20 protein-coding genes and 1 pseudogene are annotated in these 17,938 nt (G+C 67.7%); 11 read left to right on the forward strand and 10 right to left on the reverse strand.

Features of this window, described 5'->3' with window-relative positions; genetic code table 11:
• Nucleotides 1-188 precede the first annotated feature (188 nt).
• The 3 genes from UC35_RS04890 (at nt 189) to UC35_RS04895 (ending at nt 2,401) form a co-directional block, all read left to right on the forward strand.
• A complete protein-coding gene (locus tag UC35_RS04890) occupies nt 189-1,226 on the forward strand; it encodes an acyltransferase family protein (RefSeq protein ID WP_061496739.1) in 1,038 nt (345 codons plus the stop codon).
• Nucleotides 1,227-1,348: 122 nt separating this feature from the next.
• Nucleotides 1,349-1,498 (forward strand): hypothetical protein, encoded by a 150-nt coding sequence (locus UC35_RS23850; RefSeq protein WP_158513858.1) that lies wholly within the window; start codon nt 1,349-1,351, stop codon nt 1,496-1,498.
• Between the two features lie 69 nt (nt 1,499-1,567).
• Entirely contained in the window at nt 1,568-2,401 is an 834-nt protein-coding gene (locus tag UC35_RS04895) for an urease accessory protein UreD (RefSeq protein WP_061496741.1), read from the forward strand.
• Nucleotides 2,402-2,565: 164 nt separating this feature from the next.
• Here the strand turns inward: UC35_RS04895 and urtE are convergent, their stop codons facing one another.
• From urtE to urtA, 5 genes are all read right to left on the reverse strand, one after another.
• Complete coding sequence (gene urtE / locus UC35_RS04900) at nt 2,566-3,258, reverse strand: urea ABC transporter ATP-binding subunit UrtE (protein WP_061496743.1); 693 nt, start codon at nt 3,256-3,258, stop codon at nt 2,566-2,568.
• Between the two features lie 108 nt (nt 3,259-3,366).
• Complete coding sequence (urtD, locus tag UC35_RS04905; protein WP_061496745.1) at nt 3,367-4,245, reverse strand: urea ABC transporter ATP-binding protein UrtD; 879 nt, start codon at nt 4,243-4,245, stop codon at nt 3,367-3,369.
• Complete coding sequence (urtC, locus tag UC35_RS04910; RefSeq protein WP_061503683.1) at nt 4,242-5,393, reverse strand: urea ABC transporter permease subunit UrtC; 1,152 nt, start codon at nt 5,391-5,393, stop codon at nt 4,242-4,244. Before urtC ends, urtD begins: the two co-directional genes overlap by 4 nt.
• A gap of 160 nt (nt 5,394-5,553) precedes the next feature.
• Complete coding sequence (gene urtB, locus UC35_RS04915; RefSeq protein WP_061496747.1) at nt 5,554-7,122, reverse strand: urea ABC transporter permease subunit UrtB; 1,569 nt, start codon at nt 7,120-7,122, stop codon at nt 5,554-5,556.
• 180 nt (nt 7,123-7,302) lie between these two features.
• Nucleotides 7,303-8,580, reverse strand: coding sequence for an urea ABC transporter substrate-binding protein (gene urtA, locus UC35_RS04920; RefSeq protein WP_061496749.1), 1,278 nt, complete (start codon nt 8,578-8,580; stop codon nt 7,303-7,305).
• A gap of 265 nt (nt 8,581-8,845) precedes the next feature.
• Here urtA and UC35_RS04925 point away from each other — a divergent pair, with 265 nt between their 5' ends.
• The 8 genes and pseudogenes from UC35_RS04925 (at nt 8,846) to ureG (ending at nt 13,419) form a co-directional block, all read left to right on the forward strand.
• The gene (locus UC35_RS04925; RefSeq protein ID WP_061496752.1) at nt 8,846-9,148 is read left to right on the forward strand and encodes an urease subunit gamma; all 303 of its coding nucleotides are present in this window, start codon (nt 8,846-8,848) and stop codon (nt 9,146-9,148) included.
• A 16-nt stretch (nt 9,149-9,164) separates the two neighbouring features.
• A complete protein-coding gene (locus tag UC35_RS04930) occupies nt 9,165-9,347 on the forward strand; it encodes a hypothetical protein (RefSeq protein WP_061496754.1) in 183 nt (60 codons plus the stop codon).
• A gap of 8 nt (nt 9,348-9,355) precedes the next feature.
• The gene (locus tag UC35_RS04935; protein WP_061503684.1) at nt 9,356-9,661 is read left to right on the forward strand and encodes an urease subunit beta; all 306 of its coding nucleotides are present in this window, start codon (nt 9,356-9,358) and stop codon (nt 9,659-9,661) included.
• A 10-nt stretch (nt 9,662-9,671) separates the two neighbouring features.
• Nucleotides 9,672-9,818 (forward strand): hypothetical protein, encoded by a 147-nt coding sequence (locus UC35_RS23855; protein ID WP_158513859.1) that lies wholly within the window; start codon nt 9,672-9,674, stop codon nt 9,816-9,818.
• Nucleotides 9,806-11,524 carry an urease subunit alpha gene (gene ureC, locus UC35_RS04940; protein ID WP_061496756.1) on the forward strand — a complete coding sequence of 573 codons (1,719 nt, stop codon included), beginning with the start codon at nt 9,806-9,808 and terminating at the stop codon, nt 11,522-11,524. The genes UC35_RS23855 and ureC overlap by 13 nt, the downstream gene beginning before the upstream one ends.
• Nucleotides 11,524-12,057 (forward strand): annotated as a pseudogene (ureE, locus tag UC35_RS04945) (urease accessory protein UreE); the annotation flags it as partial. The gene ureC and the pseudogene ureE, both read left to right, overlap by 1 nt.
• The gene (locus UC35_RS04950; protein WP_173861248.1) at nt 12,023-12,712 is read left to right on the forward strand and encodes an urease accessory protein UreF; all 690 of its coding nucleotides are present in this window, start codon (nt 12,023-12,025) and stop codon (nt 12,710-12,712) included. The pseudogene ureE and the gene UC35_RS04950, both read left to right, overlap by 35 nt.
• 59 nt (nt 12,713-12,771) lie before the next feature.
• Nucleotides 12,772-13,419 (forward strand): urease accessory protein UreG, encoded by a 648-nt coding sequence (ureG, locus tag UC35_RS04955; RefSeq protein WP_061496760.1) that lies wholly within the window; start codon nt 12,772-12,774, stop codon nt 13,417-13,419.
• Between the two features lie 5 nt (nt 13,420-13,424).
• Here ureG and UC35_RS04960 read toward each other — a convergent pair whose 3' ends face one another.
• The 5 genes from UC35_RS04960 to UC35_RS04980 form a co-directional block, all read right to left on the reverse strand.
• Nucleotides 13,425-13,925 (reverse strand): pilin, encoded by a 501-nt coding sequence (locus UC35_RS04960; protein ID WP_061496763.1) that lies wholly within the window; start codon nt 13,923-13,925, stop codon nt 13,425-13,427.
• 278 nt (nt 13,926-14,203) lie between these two features.
• Nucleotides 14,204-15,259: a maleylacetate reductase gene (locus UC35_RS04965; RefSeq protein ID WP_061496765.1), complete on the reverse strand. Its 1,056-nt coding sequence runs from the start codon at nt 15,257-15,259 to the stop codon at nt 14,204-14,206.
• Complete coding sequence (locus tag UC35_RS04970) at nt 15,256-15,906, reverse strand: 3-oxoacid CoA-transferase subunit B (protein ID WP_061496767.1); 651 nt, start codon at nt 15,904-15,906, stop codon at nt 15,256-15,258. The genes UC35_RS04965 and UC35_RS04970 overlap by 4 nt, the downstream gene beginning before the upstream one ends.
• 1 nt (nt 15,907) lies before the next feature.
• A complete protein-coding gene (locus UC35_RS04975; protein WP_061496770.1) occupies nt 15,908-16,609 on the reverse strand; it encodes a 3-oxoacid CoA-transferase subunit A in 702 nt (233 codons plus the stop codon).
• Nucleotides 16,610-16,733: 124 nt separating this feature from the next.
• A complete protein-coding gene (locus tag UC35_RS04980) occupies nt 16,734-17,690 on the reverse strand; it encodes a DUF5996 family protein (protein ID WP_061496772.1) in 957 nt (318 codons plus the stop codon).
• Nucleotides 17,691-17,938: the final 248 nt, after the last annotated feature.

A 17,938-nucleotide genomic window follows, 5' to 3' on the forward strand; every position in this document is an offset into this window, starting at 1 on the left:
CCGCGTTGCCTGGCGCCGGCAGTGCAAGCCAGGCGAGGAAGAGCAGCATCAGTGGCAGATTCCTCATTGCGGCATGCACGGTCGAACTTTTGCAGTTCGTATCGGTGTGGTACGCGGGCGGCTGACAGAATTTTCCTGTGTCGAACTGCGCTGCGCACGTTGCAGCGACCTTCAAGAGGGGAACGCAGTTGCTCCAGTCGCTCCAGGTTGCCCGTGCGCTCGCCGCCGGTGGCGTCGCCGCTTTCCACCTGTCGATCATGATGGGTGAGGACCGCTACGGCGGCCGGGAGATGTTCGCCGCCTATACCAGCCGAGGCTATCTCGGCGTCGACTTCTTCTTCGTACTGTCGGGCTTCATCATCCTGTTCGCGCACGCCGCACAGATCGAGAAACCGGGGGCCTGGCGCGACTACCTCAAGCGCCGTTTCGTGCGCTTGTATCCCGTGTATTGGCTCTACACCGGCGTCTTCGTCGCGCTGCTGGCAGTTGCCGGCGGCACGGACGCGACGGTCCCCAGTGGATTCGTCGACTGGCTGGGTTCCTGGACCCTGGTCCGTTTCTCGGAAGTGATCCCGCCGCTGCCGGTGGCATGGTCGCTGTTCCACGAAATCGCGTTCTATGCCATGTTCCTGGTCCTGATGGTGAACCGGCGCGCCGGCATCGCGGCGTTCGTCATCTGGGCGCTGCTGTGCGTGGTCTTCTACCATCCCCTCGCCGAGCGGCCCCCTACGCCCTGGAACACCTACACCGGCGCGTCGAACCTGTGGTTCTTCTTCGGCATGGGCGCCTGCCTGCTCTACTGGCGCATGGCCAGCGGCTGGTGGGCCACCGTGGTCGGGCTGGCGATCGTCGGCGTGGCCGCCGCCGTCAACATGGAACACCGCTTGTGGCCGCTCCTGCTGGTGACCGGGTTCGCGCTGGCGGTCGCCGGCATCGCCAAGCTCGAGGACGCGCGCTGGTTCTCCTGCCCGCGCTGGCTGGTGTACATGGGCAACGCCTCCTACTCCATCTACCTCACGCATGAGTCGCTGGCAGGGCTGCTGCTCAAGATCACGATGAAGACGCGCTTGTTCGCATGGATGGGCGGCGAAGCGGTCTACCTGCTGGTGCTGCCCGCGACCCTCGCCCTCGGCTGCCTGGCCTATGCCTGCGTGGAAAGGCCCTTGTTGCGCTGGCTGGGGGACGCCCGGCGCGGGCCGGCGGGCAAGACCAAGCCGGCCTTCTGATGCCGTGCAGCTGCGTGGCCGCGGTCATCCGCAGCGTCCGACACGCGGTGTCAGAAATCGGCGCCAGCTGACGCGCCAGCTGCCTACACAAGGTGCCTCAGCAGCTTCGCAACATGCAAGGCATGAAGATCCTCAACCTCATCCACGTCATGGTGGCGCTGGCGTTCTACAGGTGGGCGCTGCGCGAGATCAACCCGCTGCATCCCGATGTGCCGCGCATCATGCTGCGGCAGCGCGAGCTGGCCGAGAAGCAGCGGCGGATCTTCGCTTGAGGCGGCTTGCCCCTCGCGTGGAGCCTGGCGCAGGCGCGGTCAGTCCGCCTTGCTTTAAGCTCGTGCTTCATGACATGGCAAGCACGGCTCGATCTCGACTATTCCGCGGACGGCGCGCGCACCGTGGCGCGGCATGCGCACGAGGGGCCGCTGCGGATCCTGCAAACCTTGTATCCGGAAGGCCATGCCATCGCGCACAACGTGCTGGTGCATCCGCCCTCGGGCCTGGTCGGCGGGGACTTGCTGGACATCACGGTGCGCGCTGGCGCCGGCTCGCACGGGCTGATCACCACGCCCGGCGCGGCGCGCTTCTATCGCAGCGAGGGCGCGATGGCTGTGCAGCGCGCGAAAGTCGCGCTGGCGCCCGGCGCGCGGCTGGAGTGGCTGCCGCAGGAAACGCTGTGCTATAGCGGCTGCATCGCCGAGAACCACCTCATCATCGACCTTGCCCCCGGCGCGGAATTCATGGGCTGGGACATCACCGCCCTGGGCCTGCCGGCATCCGAGCTGCCCTTCACGCGAGGCAGCCTGCTGCAGCACCTGGAAGTCACCGGCAGCTGGCTCGAGCGCGGCCGCATCGCCGCCGGCGATGAGCGCCTGCTGGACGGCCCGTTGGGCCTGGCGGGCCACCGCTGCTTCGGGGCCCTGTTCTTCGCCAGCCACGAGCCCCTGGCGCGCGCGCGCCGCGAGCAGGCCCTGGGGCTGGCCCACGAGGTGATCGCGCAGCAGGCCGAGGGCGGCGTCGTGGCCGGCGTCACCGCGCCGGCGCCCAATGTGATCGTGGTGCGCGCGCTGGCCACGATGGTGGAGCCGGCCGCAACGCTGCTCCGGGCGGTGCGCGCCGCGTGGCGGCCCCTGCTCTGGGAGCTGCCGGCGACGGCGCCGCGGGTCTGGTCGGTCTGAGCAGGCGACGCTGAACAAGTCCCCGCGAGGGGGCGGACCTCGGTTTGGGATGGGATGCAAGGCGCAAAGCGCCGCCATAGCAGGAGCTATGGCGAGCATTTGCAACGCCGCAGACCGCCCAAAGCGAGGATGCGCGACCCGCGAGGGGCTTGTTCAGCGTTGCCTCAGATCGCCACGAGTTCTCGAACGCCCAGCGTCTCCATGTCGGCCCCCGCGCCGCGGCTGATGAACTCGCCGCGCTGCATGACGAGGAAGTCGTCGGCCAGCTCGCGTGCGAAGTCGTAGTACTGCTCGACCAGCAGAATCGCCATGTCGCCGCGGTCGGCCAGCCGGCGGATCACCCGGCCGATGTCCTTGATGATGCTGGGCTGGATGCCTTCGGTCGGCTCGTCCAGCATGAGCAGACGCGGCCGCGCCGCCAGTGCCCGTGCGAACGCCAGCTGCTGCTGTTGGCCGCCCGACAGGTCGCCGCCGCGGCGCTTGAGCATCTGCGCCAGCACCGGGAACAGCTCGAACAGCTCCTGCGGGATCGGCTCGCTGGCGCTCTTGTACGCCAGGCCCATGCGCAGGTTCTCCTCCACCGTCAGCCGGGCGAAGATCTCGCGGCCCTGCGGCACGAAGCCGATGCCGGCCCGGGCCCGCTCGTAGGGCGTGCGCTGGTGGATGGTCTTGCCTTCGAATTCGATGCTGCCCGACTTGATGGGCACCAGACCCATCAGGGACTTGAGCAGCGTGGTCTTGCCCACGCCGTTGCGCCCAAGCAGCACGGTGACCTTGCCGGGCCGCGCTTCCAGGCTCAGGCCGCGCAGGATGTGCGAGCCGCCGTAGTACTGGTTGATGTCTTTGACCGTCAGCATGAACCCTCCATTCCCTCCCCCGCTGGGAGAGGGTTAGGGTGGGGGCGCTCCGTCCGACGCCGCGCCCCCACCCCTGCCCGCCCCCGGAGGGGGAGGGCGTCTCGACCATCAGCGCCCAAGGTACACCTCGATCACGCGGGGATCCCCTTGCACCTGCGCCAGCGTGCCTTCGGCCAGCACCGAGCCTTCGTGCAGCACGGTCACCTTCTCCGAGATGGCCTGGATGAAGCTCATGTCGTGCTCGACCACCATTAGCGAGTGCTTGCCCTTGAGCGACAGGAACAGCTCCGCGGTGCGCGCCGTTTCCTCGTCGGTCATGCCGGCTACCGGCTCATCCAGCAGCAGCAGCTTGGGGTCCTGCATCAGCAGCATGCCGATCTCCAGCCACTGCTTCTGGCCATGACTGAGGGTGCCGGCGAGACGGGTGGCGCTTTCGGACAGGTGGATGGTGCGCAGCACTTCGGCCAGCCTGTCGGCGTCGCGCGAATCGAGCCGGAAGAACATCGAGGCGGCCACGCCCTTGGCGGTCTTGAGCGCCAGCTCCAGGTTCTCGAACACCGTGAGCTGCTCGAACACCGTGGGCTTCTGGAACTTGCGCCCGATGCCCATCTGCGCGATCTCGGCTTCCTTGTGGCGCAGCAGGTCGATGGTGCTGCCGAAGAACACGGTGCCCGAGTCGGGCCGCGTCTTGCCGGTGATGATGTCCATCATCGTGGTCTTGCCCGCGCCGTTGGGGCCGATGATGCAGCGCAGCTCGCCGGGCGCGATGTCCAGCGACAGCTTGTTGATGGCCTTGAAGCCGTCGAAGCTGACGCTCACCTCTTCGAGGTAGAGGATGCGGCCGTGCGCGAGATCGACCTCGCCGGGTTCGACCTTGCGGCGAAAGCCGGCGGCGCGCCCGCCCGATTCGGTCTTGCCGGTGGCTGCGACGCGGCTGCGATGGGCCTGCGCGCGTGCCGCGCCTTCATCCAACAGGTCGGGCGTCATGCCTTGCCCTCCTTTCGCGCGCGGGACCTGAACAGGCCCACCACGCCGTTGGGCAGGAACAGCGTCACGGCGATGAACAGCGCGCCCAGGAAATACAGCCAGAACTCGGGCGCCGTCACCGTGAGCCAGCTCTTGGCGCCGTTGACGAGGAAGGCGCCAACGATCGGGCCGACCAGGGTCGCGCGGCCGCCAACCGCCGCCCACACCGCGATCTCGATCGATTGCGCCGGGCTCATCTCGCTGGGATTGATGATGCCCACCTGCGGCACGTACAGCGCGCCGGCCACGCCGCACATCATGGCCGAGAGCGTCCAGATCGCCAGCTTGTAGCCGGCCGGGTTGTAGCCGCAGAACATGACGCGCGATTCGGCGTCGCGGATCGCCTGCAGCACGCGGCCGAACTTGCTGGCCACCAGCCAGCGCGACAGCAGCAGGAAGCCCAGCAGCACGACGCCGGTGGCCACGAACAGCGCCATGCGCGTGTGTTCCGAGGCGACCGGGAAGCCCAAGATGCGCTTGAAGTCGGTGAAGCCGTTGTTGCCGCCGAAGCCGGTCTCGTTACGGAAGAACAGGAGCATGGCCGCATAGGTCAGCGCCTGCGTGATGATCGAGAAGTACACGCCCTTGATGCGCGAGCGGAAGGCAAAGAAGCCGAACACGAAGGCCAGCAGCCCCGGCACCGCCACGATGTAGATCGCCGTGGCCAGGAAGCTGTCGGAGAAGGTCCAGTGCCAGGGCAGCGTCTTCCAGTCCAGGAACACCATGAAGTCCGGCAACTCGCTCTTGTAGTGGCCCTCGCGCCCGATCTGGCGCATCAGGTACATGCCCATCGCGTAGCCGCCCAGCGCGAAGAACAGGCCGTGCCCCAGCGACAGGATGCCGGTGTAGCCCCAGATCAGGTCCATCGCCAGCGCGCAGATCGCATAGCACATGATCTTTCCGATCAGCGCCACGGCGTAGTCGCTCATGTGGAACACGCTGCCGGCTGGCACCACGAGGTTCAGCACGGGCGCGACCGCGCAGACCGCGATCAGGGCGACGAGGAAGGCGGTCCAGCCGGTCTTGGTGAAGAGCGGCGCCCGCGCCGGGAGAAGAAGTTCCTCCCTCCCGCTCCGGGGGAGGGCTGGGGTGGGGGCGCTGGGGACGATCGACACATCGGTGTGAGGTGTGTCCACAGCGCCCCCACCCTGCTCTCCCCCGGTGGGGGAGGGTTCCAGGGGCAACCCCGCCGGTGGCAATACCGCGCTCATTCGAAAACCTCCGCCCTGCGGGCTGCGGTGCTATGAACCTTCGGAGCGGCCGGGCGGTTCATGCCTCCGCACTCCTTCCCTTGACCGCGAACAGTCCCTGCGGCCGTTTTTGTATGAACACGATGATCAGCACCAGCACCGCGATCTTGGCCAGCACCGCGCCGGCCCAGCCCTCGATGAACTTGTTCAGCACGCCCAGGCCGAGCGCCGCGTACACGGTGCCGGCCAGCTGGCCCACGCCGCCCAGCACCACCACCATGAACGAGTCGACGATGTAGGCCTGCCCGAGGTCGGGGCCGACGTTGCCGATCTGGCTGAGCGCGCAGCCGGCCAGGCCGGCGATGCCCGAACCGAGGGCGAAGGCGTAGGTGTCGACGCGTGCGGTGTGCACGCCCATGCAGGAAGCGATCGGCCGGTTCTGCGTCACGGCCCGCACGAACAGGCCCAGCCGGGTGCGCGCGATCAGCAGCGACATGGCCGCCAGCACGCTGAGGGCGAAGGCGATGATGATGATGCGGTTCCAGGGCAGTTGCAGGTTGCCCATGACGGCGATGCCGCCGCTCATCCAGCTCGGGTTCTCCACGCCCACGTTCTGCGCGCCGAACACGCTGCGCACCAGTTGCATCAGCGCCAGGCTGATGCCCCAGGTGGCCAGCAGGGTTTCCAGCGGCCGGCCATAGAGAAAGCGGATCACGCCGCGTTCCAGGACCGCCCCCACCAGGGCCGAAGCCATGAACGCCACTGGCACGGCCGCGACCAGGTACCAGTCGAAGGCCCCGGGCGCGAACTGGCGGAACAGGTTCTGCACCACGTAGGTGGCGTAGGCGCCGATCATCATCAGCTCGCCGTGCGCCATGTTGATCACGCCCATCAGGCCATAGGTGATGGCCAGCCCCAGCGCCACCAGCAGCAGGATGGAGCCCAGGCTCACGCCCGAGAAGATGGCACCCAGGCGGTCGCCCCAGGCCAGCGCCGAATCGACCTTGCGCAGCGAGATTTCCAGCGCCGCCCTCACGTCGTTCTCGCTTTCCTGCTGCAGCCGCGCAAGGAGCAGCGTCTTGGTCGCCGCCATGCGACTGGCACCCAGCGCGCGCGCGGCCTCCAGGCGTTTGGCCTTGTCGCTGCTGCCCAGCAGGATGGCGGCGCGCGCCAGGCCGAGCTGTTCGCGGATCGCCGCGTTCTGCTCGGCCTCGAAGGCTTTCTCGATGATGGGCAGCTTGCCTTCGTCCGCTTCCTTCTGCAGCTGTTGAACCGCGGCAGCGCGCAGGGCGTCGTCCTTGGAGAACAACTTGAGCGCGGCCAGTGCGTTATCGAGCTCGCCGCGCATGCGGTTGTTGCTGATCACGTCCTCGGCGTCGGCCGGCAGCGCCGCTTCGGCGCCGGTGACCGGATCGAAGCCCTTGCCGTCCTTGACGATGAACACCTTGTCGCCGGCGAACTTCACCGCGTCGTCGGCCAGCGCCTGGATGAACGCCATCGTGCGATCGTCGGCCGCCGCCACCGCCTTGTTCAGCGCCTCGATGCGGGCGTCGGACTCGCCGATGGCGATGGCCCGCGCCTCATCCGGCGTGAGTGCGTGAGCCTGGAGGCTGACGCATACGGCAAGCAGTACAAGAATTCGTTTCATGTAAGACCCTGTGGAATGAACGGCCCGCCACCCATTCCGCAAGCCGGCCCTGGACCAACCCGCTAGCGGCACAAGGACCGCGCGAAGTAACACGCAGCGTGGTCCCCTTTGCAGTGAGGGTCCGGCTTTGCCGGTCCTCACTGCACTGATCAACTCAACCTAAAAATCGCGCAGCGATTTTTAGGTTTTGCTCTTGCCGTCCGGCTCGTCCTTCTTCTTGTCGTTGCCGTCGATGAAGGGCGACCAGGGCTTGGCCTTGACCGGGCCCTGGGTCTTCCACACCACGTTGAACTGGCCGTCGGCCTTCACTTCGCCGATGAACACTGGCTTGTGCAGGTGGTGGTTCTTCTCGTCCATCTTGGCGACAAAGCCCGAAGGCGCCTTGAAGGTCTGGCCGGACATGGCGGCGATCACCTTGTCCACGTCGGTGGACTTGGCCTTCTCCACCGCCTGCTTCCACATGTAGACACCGATGTAGGTGGCTTCCATCGGATCGTTGGTCAGCGGCTTGTCCTTGTGGCCGGCGATGTTCTTGGACTTGGCGTAGGCGGCCCACTTCTTGGTGAACTCGTCGTTGGTCGGGTTCTTCACCGACATGAAGTAGTTCCAGGCAGCCAGGTGACCCACCAGCGGCTTGGTGTCGACGCCGCGCAGCTCTTCCTCACCGACCGAGAAGGCCACCACCGGCACGTCCTTGGCCTTCAGGCCGGCGTTGCCCAGTTCCTTGTAGAAAGGCACGTTGGAGTCGCCGTTGATGGTGGAGATCACCGCCGTCTTGCCTCCGGCGGAGAACTTCTTGATATCGGCCACGATGGTCTGGTAGTCGCTGTGGCCGAAGGGGGTGTACTTCTCGTCGATGTCGCTGTCCTTCACGCCCTTGCTCTTGAGGAAGGCGCGCAGGATCTTGTTGGTGGTGCGCGGATAGACGTAGTCGGTGCCCAGCAGCACGAAGCGCTTGGCGCCGCCGCCTTCCTTGCTCATCAGGTATTCCACCGCGGGGATCGCCTGCTGGTTGGGCGCCGCGCCGGTATAGAACACGTTCTTGGAGAGCTCCTCGCCTTCGTACTGCACCGGATAGAACAGCAGGCCGTTCAGCTCTTCCACCACCGGCAGCACCGACTTGCGCGACACGCTGGTCCAGCAGCCGAACATCACGGCCACCTTGTCCTGGGTCAGGAGCTGCTTGGTCTTCTCGGCGAACAGCGGCCAGTTGGAGGCCGGATCGACCACCACGGGTTCCAGCTTCTTGCCCAGCACCCCGCCCTTGGCGTTGATCTCCTCGATCGCCATCAGCACGGTGTCCTTGAGCACCGTCTCCGAGATGGCCATGGTGCCCGAGAGGCTGTGCAGGACGCCCACCTTGATGGTGTCCTTGCTTTGCGCATAAGAAACGCCCGTCATGCCCAAGCCGAGGGCGATGGAAGCAGTGAGGAGTTTGAGGTTCCCTCGACGATTCATTTGGCAGCTCCGATTTGTTTAGAGGCGACCCCACCATGGGGTCGGAAGTTGCCTACGCAAAGGATGTGCCAAACACAGGCATGGACTCACTTTCCTGCGGCCGCAGGGGCAAGGCGCACGTTTTGATGGCGCAGTCGCCCCTAAATCGCGCAAGGACTGCACCAAAAAGAGTTGTGCACGCTTTTGCGGCACGCCCGCGCACTGACTTGCAGCGTGGCACATGAATTGCGATATTCGGCGGTGCAGGAATCCGGCAGGAGGAAAGATGGAGCTCAGTCCCCGCGAGAAAGACAAGCTGCTGGTGTTCACCGCGGCGCTGCTGGCCGAACGCCGCAAGGCACGCGGCTTGAAGCTGAACTACCCGGAAGCCGTCGCCCTGATCACGGCGGCGGTGATGGAAGGCGCGCGCGACGGCAAAACCGTGGCGCAGCTGATGGCCGAAGGGCGCCAGGTCCTCACGCGTGCCGACGTGATGGACGGCGTGGCCGACCTGATCCCGGATATCCAGGTCGAAGCCACCTTCCCCGACGGCACCAAGCTCGTCACCGTGCACCAGCCCCTGTCCTGACACCAGAAAGAGAAACATGAAGAAAACCTGGATGCGAACCACCCTTCTTCTTTCCGGGCTGGCGGCCTCGGGCGCCTGGGCCCACGACGGCCATGGCATGCCGACCGCGTCCCACTGGCACGCGACCGACGTGCTGGGCCTGATCCTCGTGCTGGGCATGGCGGCCGTGGCGATCTGGCTGTCCGGTCGCGGCAAGTGAGCGCCGCCATGATTCCGGGCGAACTCTTTACCGACGGCGCGCCGCATCCGCTCAACCCGGGCCGGCGCACCCTGACCCTGGTGGTGCGCAACACGGCCGACCGCCCGATCCAGGTCGGCTCGCACTACCACTTCCATGAAACCAACGCGGCGCTGCAGTTCGACCGCGCGGCCGCCCGCGGCATGCGCCTGAACATCGCCTCGGGCACCGCGGTGCGATTCGAGCCGGGGCAGCAGCGCACGGTGGAGCTGGTGGACTATGCCGGCGACCGCGCCGTCTACGGCTTCCGCGCCCTGGTGCAAGGCAAGCTATGAAGGCTGCGCGATGACCCTGCTCGTGTCCGCCTTCCTGCTCGGGCTCTGCGCGCGGGCGCTGGCCTTCGCCTCGATGCGCGAACTGCTTCAGGACCGCCGGCCCGCCGGCGCGGCGCCTTCCGCCCCTTCTGCACAAGGAACAGCATGGCAACGATAGGACGGCGTGCCTACGCCGAGATGTTCGGCCCCACGGTGGGCGACCGCGTGCGCCTTGCCGACACCGAGCTGGTGATCGAGGTCGAGGACGACTACACCCTGCGTGCCGGCGGCTATGGCGAGGAAGTGAAGTTCGGCGGCGGCAAGACCATCCGCGACGGCATGGCGCAGAGCCAGCGCGCGCGCGACCAGGGCGCCATGGACTGCGTGCTGACCAACGCGCTCATCATCGACCACTGGGGCATCGTCAAGGCCGACATCGGCGTTCGCGACGGGCGCATCGCCGCCATCGGCAAGGCCGGCAACCCCGACACGCAGCCGGGCGTGGACATCGTGATCGGCCCGGGCACCGAAATCGTTTCCTGCGAGGGCGCCATCGTCACCGCCGGCGGGATCGACACCCACATCCATTTCATCTGCCCGCAGCAGATCGAGGAGGCGCTGGCCTCGGGCATCACCACCATGCTGGGCGGCGGTACCGGCCCGGCGACCGGCACGCTGGCCACCACCTGCACGCCCGGCGCCTGGAACATGGAGCGCATGCTGCAGGCCGCCGACGCCTTCCCCATGAACCTGGGCTTCCTCGGCAAGGGCAACGCGAGCCAGCCGCAGGCGCTGCGCGAACAGATCGAGGCCGGCGCCATCGGCCTCAAGCTGCACGAGGACTGGGGCACCACGCCCGCGGCCATCGACCAGTGCCTGGCGGTGGCCGAAGACACCGACACCCAGGTGGCCATCCACAGTGACACCCTGAACGAATCGGGCTTCGTCGAGGACACCATCGCGGCCACCAAGGGCCGCACCCTGTGCGCCTTCCACACCGAGGGCGCGGGCGGCGGCCATGCGCCGGACATCATGCGGGTGGTGGGCGAAGCCAACTTCCTGCCCTCGTCCACCAACCCCACCATGCCGTACACCGTGAACACGCTGGACGAGCATGTGGACATGCTGATGGTGTGCCACCACCTGGACGCCTCCATCGCCGAGGACCTGGCCTTCGCCGAAAGCCGCATCCGCAAGGAGACCATCGCCGCCGAGGACGTGCTGCACGACCTGGGCGCGATCAGCATGTTCACCAGCGACTCGCAGGCCATGGGCCGGGTGGGCGAGGTGATCCTGCGCTGCTGGCAGACCGCGCACAAGATGAAGGTACAGCGCGGCGCCCTGCCCGGGGACAGCGCCCGCAGCGACAACGTCCGCGCCAAACGCTACGTCGCCAAGTACACCATCAACCCGGCGATCGCCCACGGCATCAGCCACGAGGTGGGCAGCATCGAGCCGGGCAAATGGGCCGACCTGGTGGTGTGGAAACCAGCCTTCTTCGGCGTCAAGCCCTCGCTGATCCTCAAGGGCGGCTTCATCGCGATGGCCGCCATGGGCGACCCGAATGCCTCCATTCCGACGCCGCAGCCGGTGCACTACCGGCCGATGTTCGGTGGCTTCGGCACCGCCATCGCGCGCGGCTCCTTCACCTTCGTCTCGCAGGCCGCGGCGGCGGCCGGCGTGCGCGAGCGCTACGGGCTGGCCAAGCCGGTGAGCGCGGTTAGGAAACTGCGCCAGCTGCGCAAGCAACACATGATCCACAATGGGCTGCTGCCCACGATGGAGATCGATCCGCAGACCTACGCGGTGCGCGCCGACGGCCAGCTGCTCACCTGCGAGCCGGCCAAGGTGCTGCCGATGGCGCAGCGGTATTTCCTGTTCTGATGATTCACGCTGCCAAACTCCTGCCCGGTGGCGCCGGCCTGGCGCCCGTCCTGCTCAAACGCGCGCACACGGTCCTGCTCGACTGGGACACGCGGCAGAAAAGCCGCTTCGACTTCACCGACAGCGGCGGACGCCACATCGGCGTGTTCCTGCCGCGCGGCAACGTGGTGCGCGGCGGCGATGTGCTGGTGGCCGAGGACGGCACCCTGATCCGGGTGGTCGCGACCGACCAGCCGGTGCTGGTGATCACCGCCTGCGCCGAGCACGGCAACACCTTCGACCTGATGCGCGCCGCCTACCACCTGGGCAACCGCCACGTGTCCATCGAGCTCAGGCCCGACCACTTGAAGATCGAACCCGACCACGTGCTGGCCGACATGCTGCGCGCCATGCACCTCACGGTCAATGAAACGCGCGCGCCTTTCGAGCCGGAAGGCGGCGCCTATGCCGCCGGCAGCGCGCACGGCCACAGTCACGATCACGATCACAGCCACGGCCATGGACACGCGCACCCGCACGACCACCACGGCCACTGAAAGCCTGCTGCAGCTGATGTGGCTGGCATCGCCGGCGCTGCCGGTGGGCGGCTTCTCGTACTCCGAGGGCCTGGAAGCGGCCGTCGATGCCGGGCTGGTGGCAGGCGAAGCCGATAGCGCGCGCTGGCTCGCCGCGCAGCTGCACCTGACGCTGGCGCGCGCCGAACTGCCCATCGTGCATCGCGCGATCCGCGCCTGGCGCGACGGCGACCTGGCCCGCGTGACCGAACTGAACGACTGGGCGCTGCGCACCCGCGAGACTTCCGAGCTTCGCCAGCAGACCGAGCAGATGGGGCGCTCGCTGGTTGAATGGCTGAAAGCCGTGCAACCCGCGGTGGCGGCGCGCGCGCCCTTCCCGCTGTGCTATCCGGTGGCCTGGGCGCTGGCCGCCGCCGGCCTGGCGTGCGCGCCGCGCGACGCCCTGCAGGCCTTCGCCTTTGGCTGGGCCGAGAACATGGTGCAGGCCGCGGTGCGCGCCGTGCCGCTCGGCCAGAGCGCCGGCCAGCGGGTGCTCGCATGCCTGGCCGGCGAGATTCCCGCCGCGGTCGATGCCGCGCTCACCGCCGAGACCGAGCCGCAAGCCTTCAGCCCCATGCTGGCCATCCTGTCGGCCCGTCACGAAAACCAGTACTCACGCCTGTTCCGCTCATGAGCCGCACGACCGCTCCGAAGGCTCATGGCACCGCAGCCCGCCAGGGCGGAGGCAATCCAATGACGCACCTGCACAACATCCCGAAGCGCACCAAACCCCTGCCGCCGCTGCGCGTGGGCATCGGCGGGCCCGTCGGCTCGGGCAAGACCACCCTGCTGGAAAAGCTCTGCAAGGCCATGCGCGAGCGCTACGACCTGGTGGCGATCACCAACGACATCTACACCAAGGAAGACCAGCGCCTGCTCACCGTCAGCGACGCGCTGCCGGCGGAACGCATCATGGGCGTGGAGACCGGCGGCTGCCCGCACACCGCCATCCGCGAAGATGCCTCCATCAACCTGGAGGCCATCGACCGCATGCTGGTGGAGTTTCCCGACGCCGACATCGTGTTCGTCGAAAGCGGCGGCGACAACCTGGCCGCGACCTTCAGCCCCGAGCTGTCGGACCTGACCATCTACGTGATCGACGTGGCTGCCGGCGAGAAGATCCCGCGCAAAGGCGGCCCCGGCATCACCAAGAGCGACCTGTTCGTCATCAACAAGACCGACCTGGCGCCGCATGTGGGCGCCAGCCTGGAGGTGATGGAATCGGACACCCGCCGCATGCGCCCCGAGCGCCCCTTCGTGATGACCAATCTGAAGACCCTGGCCGGGCTGGACCAGGTGGTCGCCTTCATCGAGCGCAAGGGGATGCTCGCGGCGGGCTAGGGTTCTCAGCCGTGGCAGCTGCCGGGCAGGAACCTCGAGGGGATGGTCGTGCCGTCCGTGCTCGCGCCGCAACGCCAGCCGAACAGGTCCGAGCCGGCATGGTTGGCGTAGATCGCCCGGTTGGTCGAGTCCTTGAGCGGCGTGAGCGTCACCACCTTGGCGTCGATGGCGGCGTCATTGAAGCCTTGCGCCGTGACGATCACCTTGCCGTCGGCGTCCGTCTTCACCGAAGCGACGTACTTCGAGCTCACGCCAGGGTTGGGCGTGCCGATGCCGGCTTCGCAGCCCCAGCCATTCGCCGCCGGCGCATTGCTTGCGCTGCCCGACTGGTAGACCTCGGTGATGACCGGGCGGCAGGCCGACGCCGCCAGCACGATCTCCGAGACCTTGGCGCGCTTGGTGTATTCCTGGTACTGAGGCAGGGCCACGGCGGCCAGGATGCCGACGATCGCCACCACGATCATCAATTCGATCAACGTGAAACCTTCTTGCCATCGACGCTTCATGGGTTCTCCTGAGTTCGCCTGCGCGGGCGGGATGTGAGCCACATGCAAGGGCGAACCGCAGGGCGGCGGGCTGGCTCAGCGGCAAGAATTCACGAAACGGCGCGACTCCGTGTTTCAACCTATGTCTGCGTGACACACAGTGCCGGCTGGCGCGATAGCCCTGCTTCGGCTTGCTGCTTGGGAGGAATCACTCATCCTTGCCGCAGGCCATCCGGCCTTGGGCTGGGAATTTCGTTAACTCTGTAACGCCTGCTGAGTTGGCGTGTGGCCGCGGTGCGTCACGGCCGCCGGCCCTCGAAGGCATCCTGCAACAGCCGGCGGATGGCGCCGGCCTCGAGGGGCCGCGGGTTCGGATAGGGGCTCTGCAGGGCCAGCTCGCAGGCCCGGTCCACGTCGGCCGCGCGCATCCCGATGTCGCGCAGCGCCGTCGGCGCGCCATTGGCTTGCGCAAGGTCGAAGACGCCTTGCGCCGCGTCCGCGACACCCAGTGCCATTGCGATGCGCTGCATGGCGACCGGCGCTGCCGGCGCGTTGTAGGCCAGCGCATGCGGCAGCACGATGGTGTGGGTTTCCGCGTGCGGCAAGTTGAAGCTGCCCCCGAGCGTATGGCACAGCTTGTGGTGCAGCGCCATGCTGACATTGCCAAGGACCGTGCCGCACAACCATGCGCCATAGAGCGCTTGCGAGCGCGCTTCGATATCGCGCGGGTTGGCCCGGATGGCCGGCAGGCTGCGCGCCAATGCAGCGATGCCCTCCTTCGCCATCAGGTCCATCACCGGATTGCCGTCGGCCGCGTAGAGCCCTTCGGCCGCGTGCGCGATCGCGTTGATGCCGCTGGTGATGCTGAGCGTCGCGGGCAACTCGAGCGTCAGTTCCGGATCGTAGATGACGGTGCGCGGCAGCACCTTCGCATCGCGCCCGGTCTTCTTCGCCCCGCCTTCGGTGATGCCGTAGATCGGCGTCATCTCGCTGCCGGCATAGGTGGTCGGGATGGCCAGGATGGGCAGTCCCGATTCGAGGGCGATGGCCTTGCCCAGCCCGGTGGTGGACCCGCCCCCGATCGCGACCGCGCTGTCTGCGCCGAGCGAACGCGCGGCCTCGCGCGCCTCCCGTGCCGTCTCGATGGGAACATGCATGAGGGCACGCGCGAAGATGCCCGCCGACAGCGGTCCGAGCATGGCGGCGATCCGCTCCGCCAGGGCGTGCTGCCCCGGCGTCGCGAGCACGAGCGCGCGCCGCACCCCGAGCCTGCGGACCTCGTCGCCGAGCCGGTCCAGCGCGCCGCGGCCGAAGACCACGCGCGCGGCCTGGGCCGTGTAGGTGAAGGGTCTCATGGTGCCGGCGCGGCCAGGGGCAACCCGACCAGCTTCTCCAGTTCGGCGGCGCTCAGCCCGTCCACCGTGTCGACCAGGCGCAGCCCCTGCCGCGTGCACTCGAAGGTGGCCAGGTCGGTGTAGACGCGCTTGACGCAAGCGATGGCGGTGAGCGGATACGCGCAGCGCTCCACCAGCTTGCTGCGTCCGTCCTTGGTCAGCAGATCCATCATGACCCAGGTCTGCTTGGCGCCGACCGCCAGGTCCATCGCACCGCCCACGGCCGGGATCGCGTCCTTCTCACCGGTGTGCCAGTTCGCGAGGTCGCCGGTGGCGGACACCTGGAAGGCGCCCAGCACGCAGATGTCCAGATGGCCGCCGCGCATCATCGCGAAGCTGTCGGCATGGTGGAAGTAGGCGCCGCCGGCCAGCAGCGTCACCGGCTGCTTGCCGGCGTTGATCAGGTCGTAGTCCTCCTCGCCCTCGGCCGGCGCGGGGCCCATGCCGAGTATGCCGTTCTCGCTGTGGAGAATCACCTCGGTCCCGGGCGGCAGGTGATTGGCCACCAGTGTCGGCATGCCGATGCCCAGGTTGACGTAGGCGCCGTCGCGGATGTCCCGTGCCACGCGGCGGGCGAGTTCGTCCTTGGTCCTGCGCTGCCAGGCCATGTCAAGCCGCCTTCCGGAAACCGCCGCCCTGCGTGGCGGTACGCGGCACCTGCACGAGGTGCGTGACGAAGATGCCCGGGGTAACGACCGTTTCCGGGTCGAGCACGCCGAGCGGCACGATCTCGTGCACGCTGGCCACGGTCTTGCGCGCCGCGGTGGCCATCACCGGCCCGAAGTTGCGCGCCGCCTTGCGGTAGTTGAGATTGCCCCAACGGTCGCCACGTTCGGCCCTGATCAGGGCCAGGTCGCCGTGGATCGGGTACTCCAGGACATGCAGGCGCCCGCCGATCTCGCGCGTCTCCTTGCCCTTGGCCAGCTCGGTGCCGTAGCCGGTCGGTGTGAAGAAAGCGCCGATGCCCGCGCCCGCGGCGCGCAGGCGCTCCGCCAGGTTGCCCTGCGCCACCAGTTCCAGCTCGATGCGGCCGGAGCGGTACAGGGCGTCGAACACATGGCTGTCCGCCTGTCGCGGAAAGCTGCAGATGATCTTGCGGACCCGCCCGGCCTTGAGCAGCGCGGCCAGGCCGGTGTCGCCGTTGCCGGCGTTGTTGTTCACGACGGTCAGCTCGCGCGCGCCCTGCGCAATCAGGCCGTCGATCAGTTCGTTGGGGATGCCTGCCGTGCCGAAACCGCCGATCAGCACCGTGCTGCCGTCGGCCAGCCCGTGCAGGGCCTCGGCTACCGATGATGCGATCTTGTCGATCATGTCCGTGGTCAGCCTGTGAAAAAAGCCCCGGCAATCATTCTCCGCCTGTGGCCGGCAAAGTGACAGCCGCGTCGGCCGAAACCGTCGAGGTGGCGTTGCAGTGTGCCAGCGGGCCGGCTCAGCATCAAGGCCCAGCCGTTGATGGGATTGCTGAGCTCGGGGGCAGCGTGCATTCCAGGCCCGCGCGATCCCACTGGCCCCGGTCGGCCGCCGCCGCGTAGCTGGATTGCAGGAACAGCAGCAGCTCGGCCTGGGGATCCGGTGCCTGCCGCACGGCGTCGTAGGGCAGGATGAACTCGCGCAACGACTGGCTGTAGAAAGCCGCCGCCGGCTGCACCGCCGCCGCCGAGAAACCTTCGGGCTCCGGATAAGCGTAGGCGTAGAAGGCGGGATAGCCCAGGCCCGGGCCTGCCCAGAAGCCGCAACTGCTGACCTCGTGCGAGTAAGCCTCGCGCACGACCCAGTCGGCCAGGTTGGGGACGCCGCCCGGGTGGGGTGGCGCCGCGCGCCCGGAAAAGCGCGTCACGGCGAGATCCATCGCGCCCCAGAAGAAGTGCACCGGGCTGCTCTTGCCGCGGAAGCGGGCCCGGAAGGTGCGTAGCACGCGGTCGACCTGCAGCAGGATGCGCCAGTAGCGGCGGACCGCGTCACCGTCGTAAGGACGCAGTTCGGTGTCGCGCTCGAACGGCAGGGCATCGGGAATCTCGCAGGGCCGGGAAGAGATATCCATCGGAATGCCGAGCGACTGCAGCGCCTGCTTGACGCCAGCGTGGAACTGCGCGACGGACTGCGGCTCGAGCGGCAAGGCGGCGCTGGCACCGTCGCTCGCGCTGATCTGCAACCGGTGGTCCAGGAAGTCGAAGTCCGCTTGCCAGAAACGATCGCCGCAGGGCAGCGGCCCCGTGCCGATCCCGCGCCCGGTCAGCGGCAGGGCCACGTGCCAGGAGTGATTGGTCCAGGCGGTGCCGGCGAGCCGCAGCTTCCCGATCACCTGCATCCATCGGTGCAGCGCGGCATGCGTGCCTTCCCATTCGGAAAGCGGCAGGGGTGGCCAGGCCGCGGCTGTGGTGCGTGAATCCATGGTCGGCTGCGGGCACACGAGCGCCCAAATCCCTTATACGCCGGTCGACACGCGCTTGGGCGGCGCTTCCCCTACCACAAGCGCGACGGACGGTAGCTCACAGTCTGCGGGGACAAGGCTGTGGACAAGGCATTGACACCCTGGTCAAAGCCAGTCCCGGCGCGGCCTGCAGCAGCTTGAGTATTTTTTAAGCAGACTCCGGGGCCGGCATCGTTCGATGCGCCCGGTGTGGCGCCCTGTCGACATCG

The organism is Ramlibacter tataouinensis (assembly GCF_001580455.1).
Classification (GTDB): domain Bacteria; phylum Pseudomonadota; class Gammaproteobacteria; order Burkholderiales; family Burkholderiaceae_C; genus Ramlibacter; species Ramlibacter tataouinensis_B.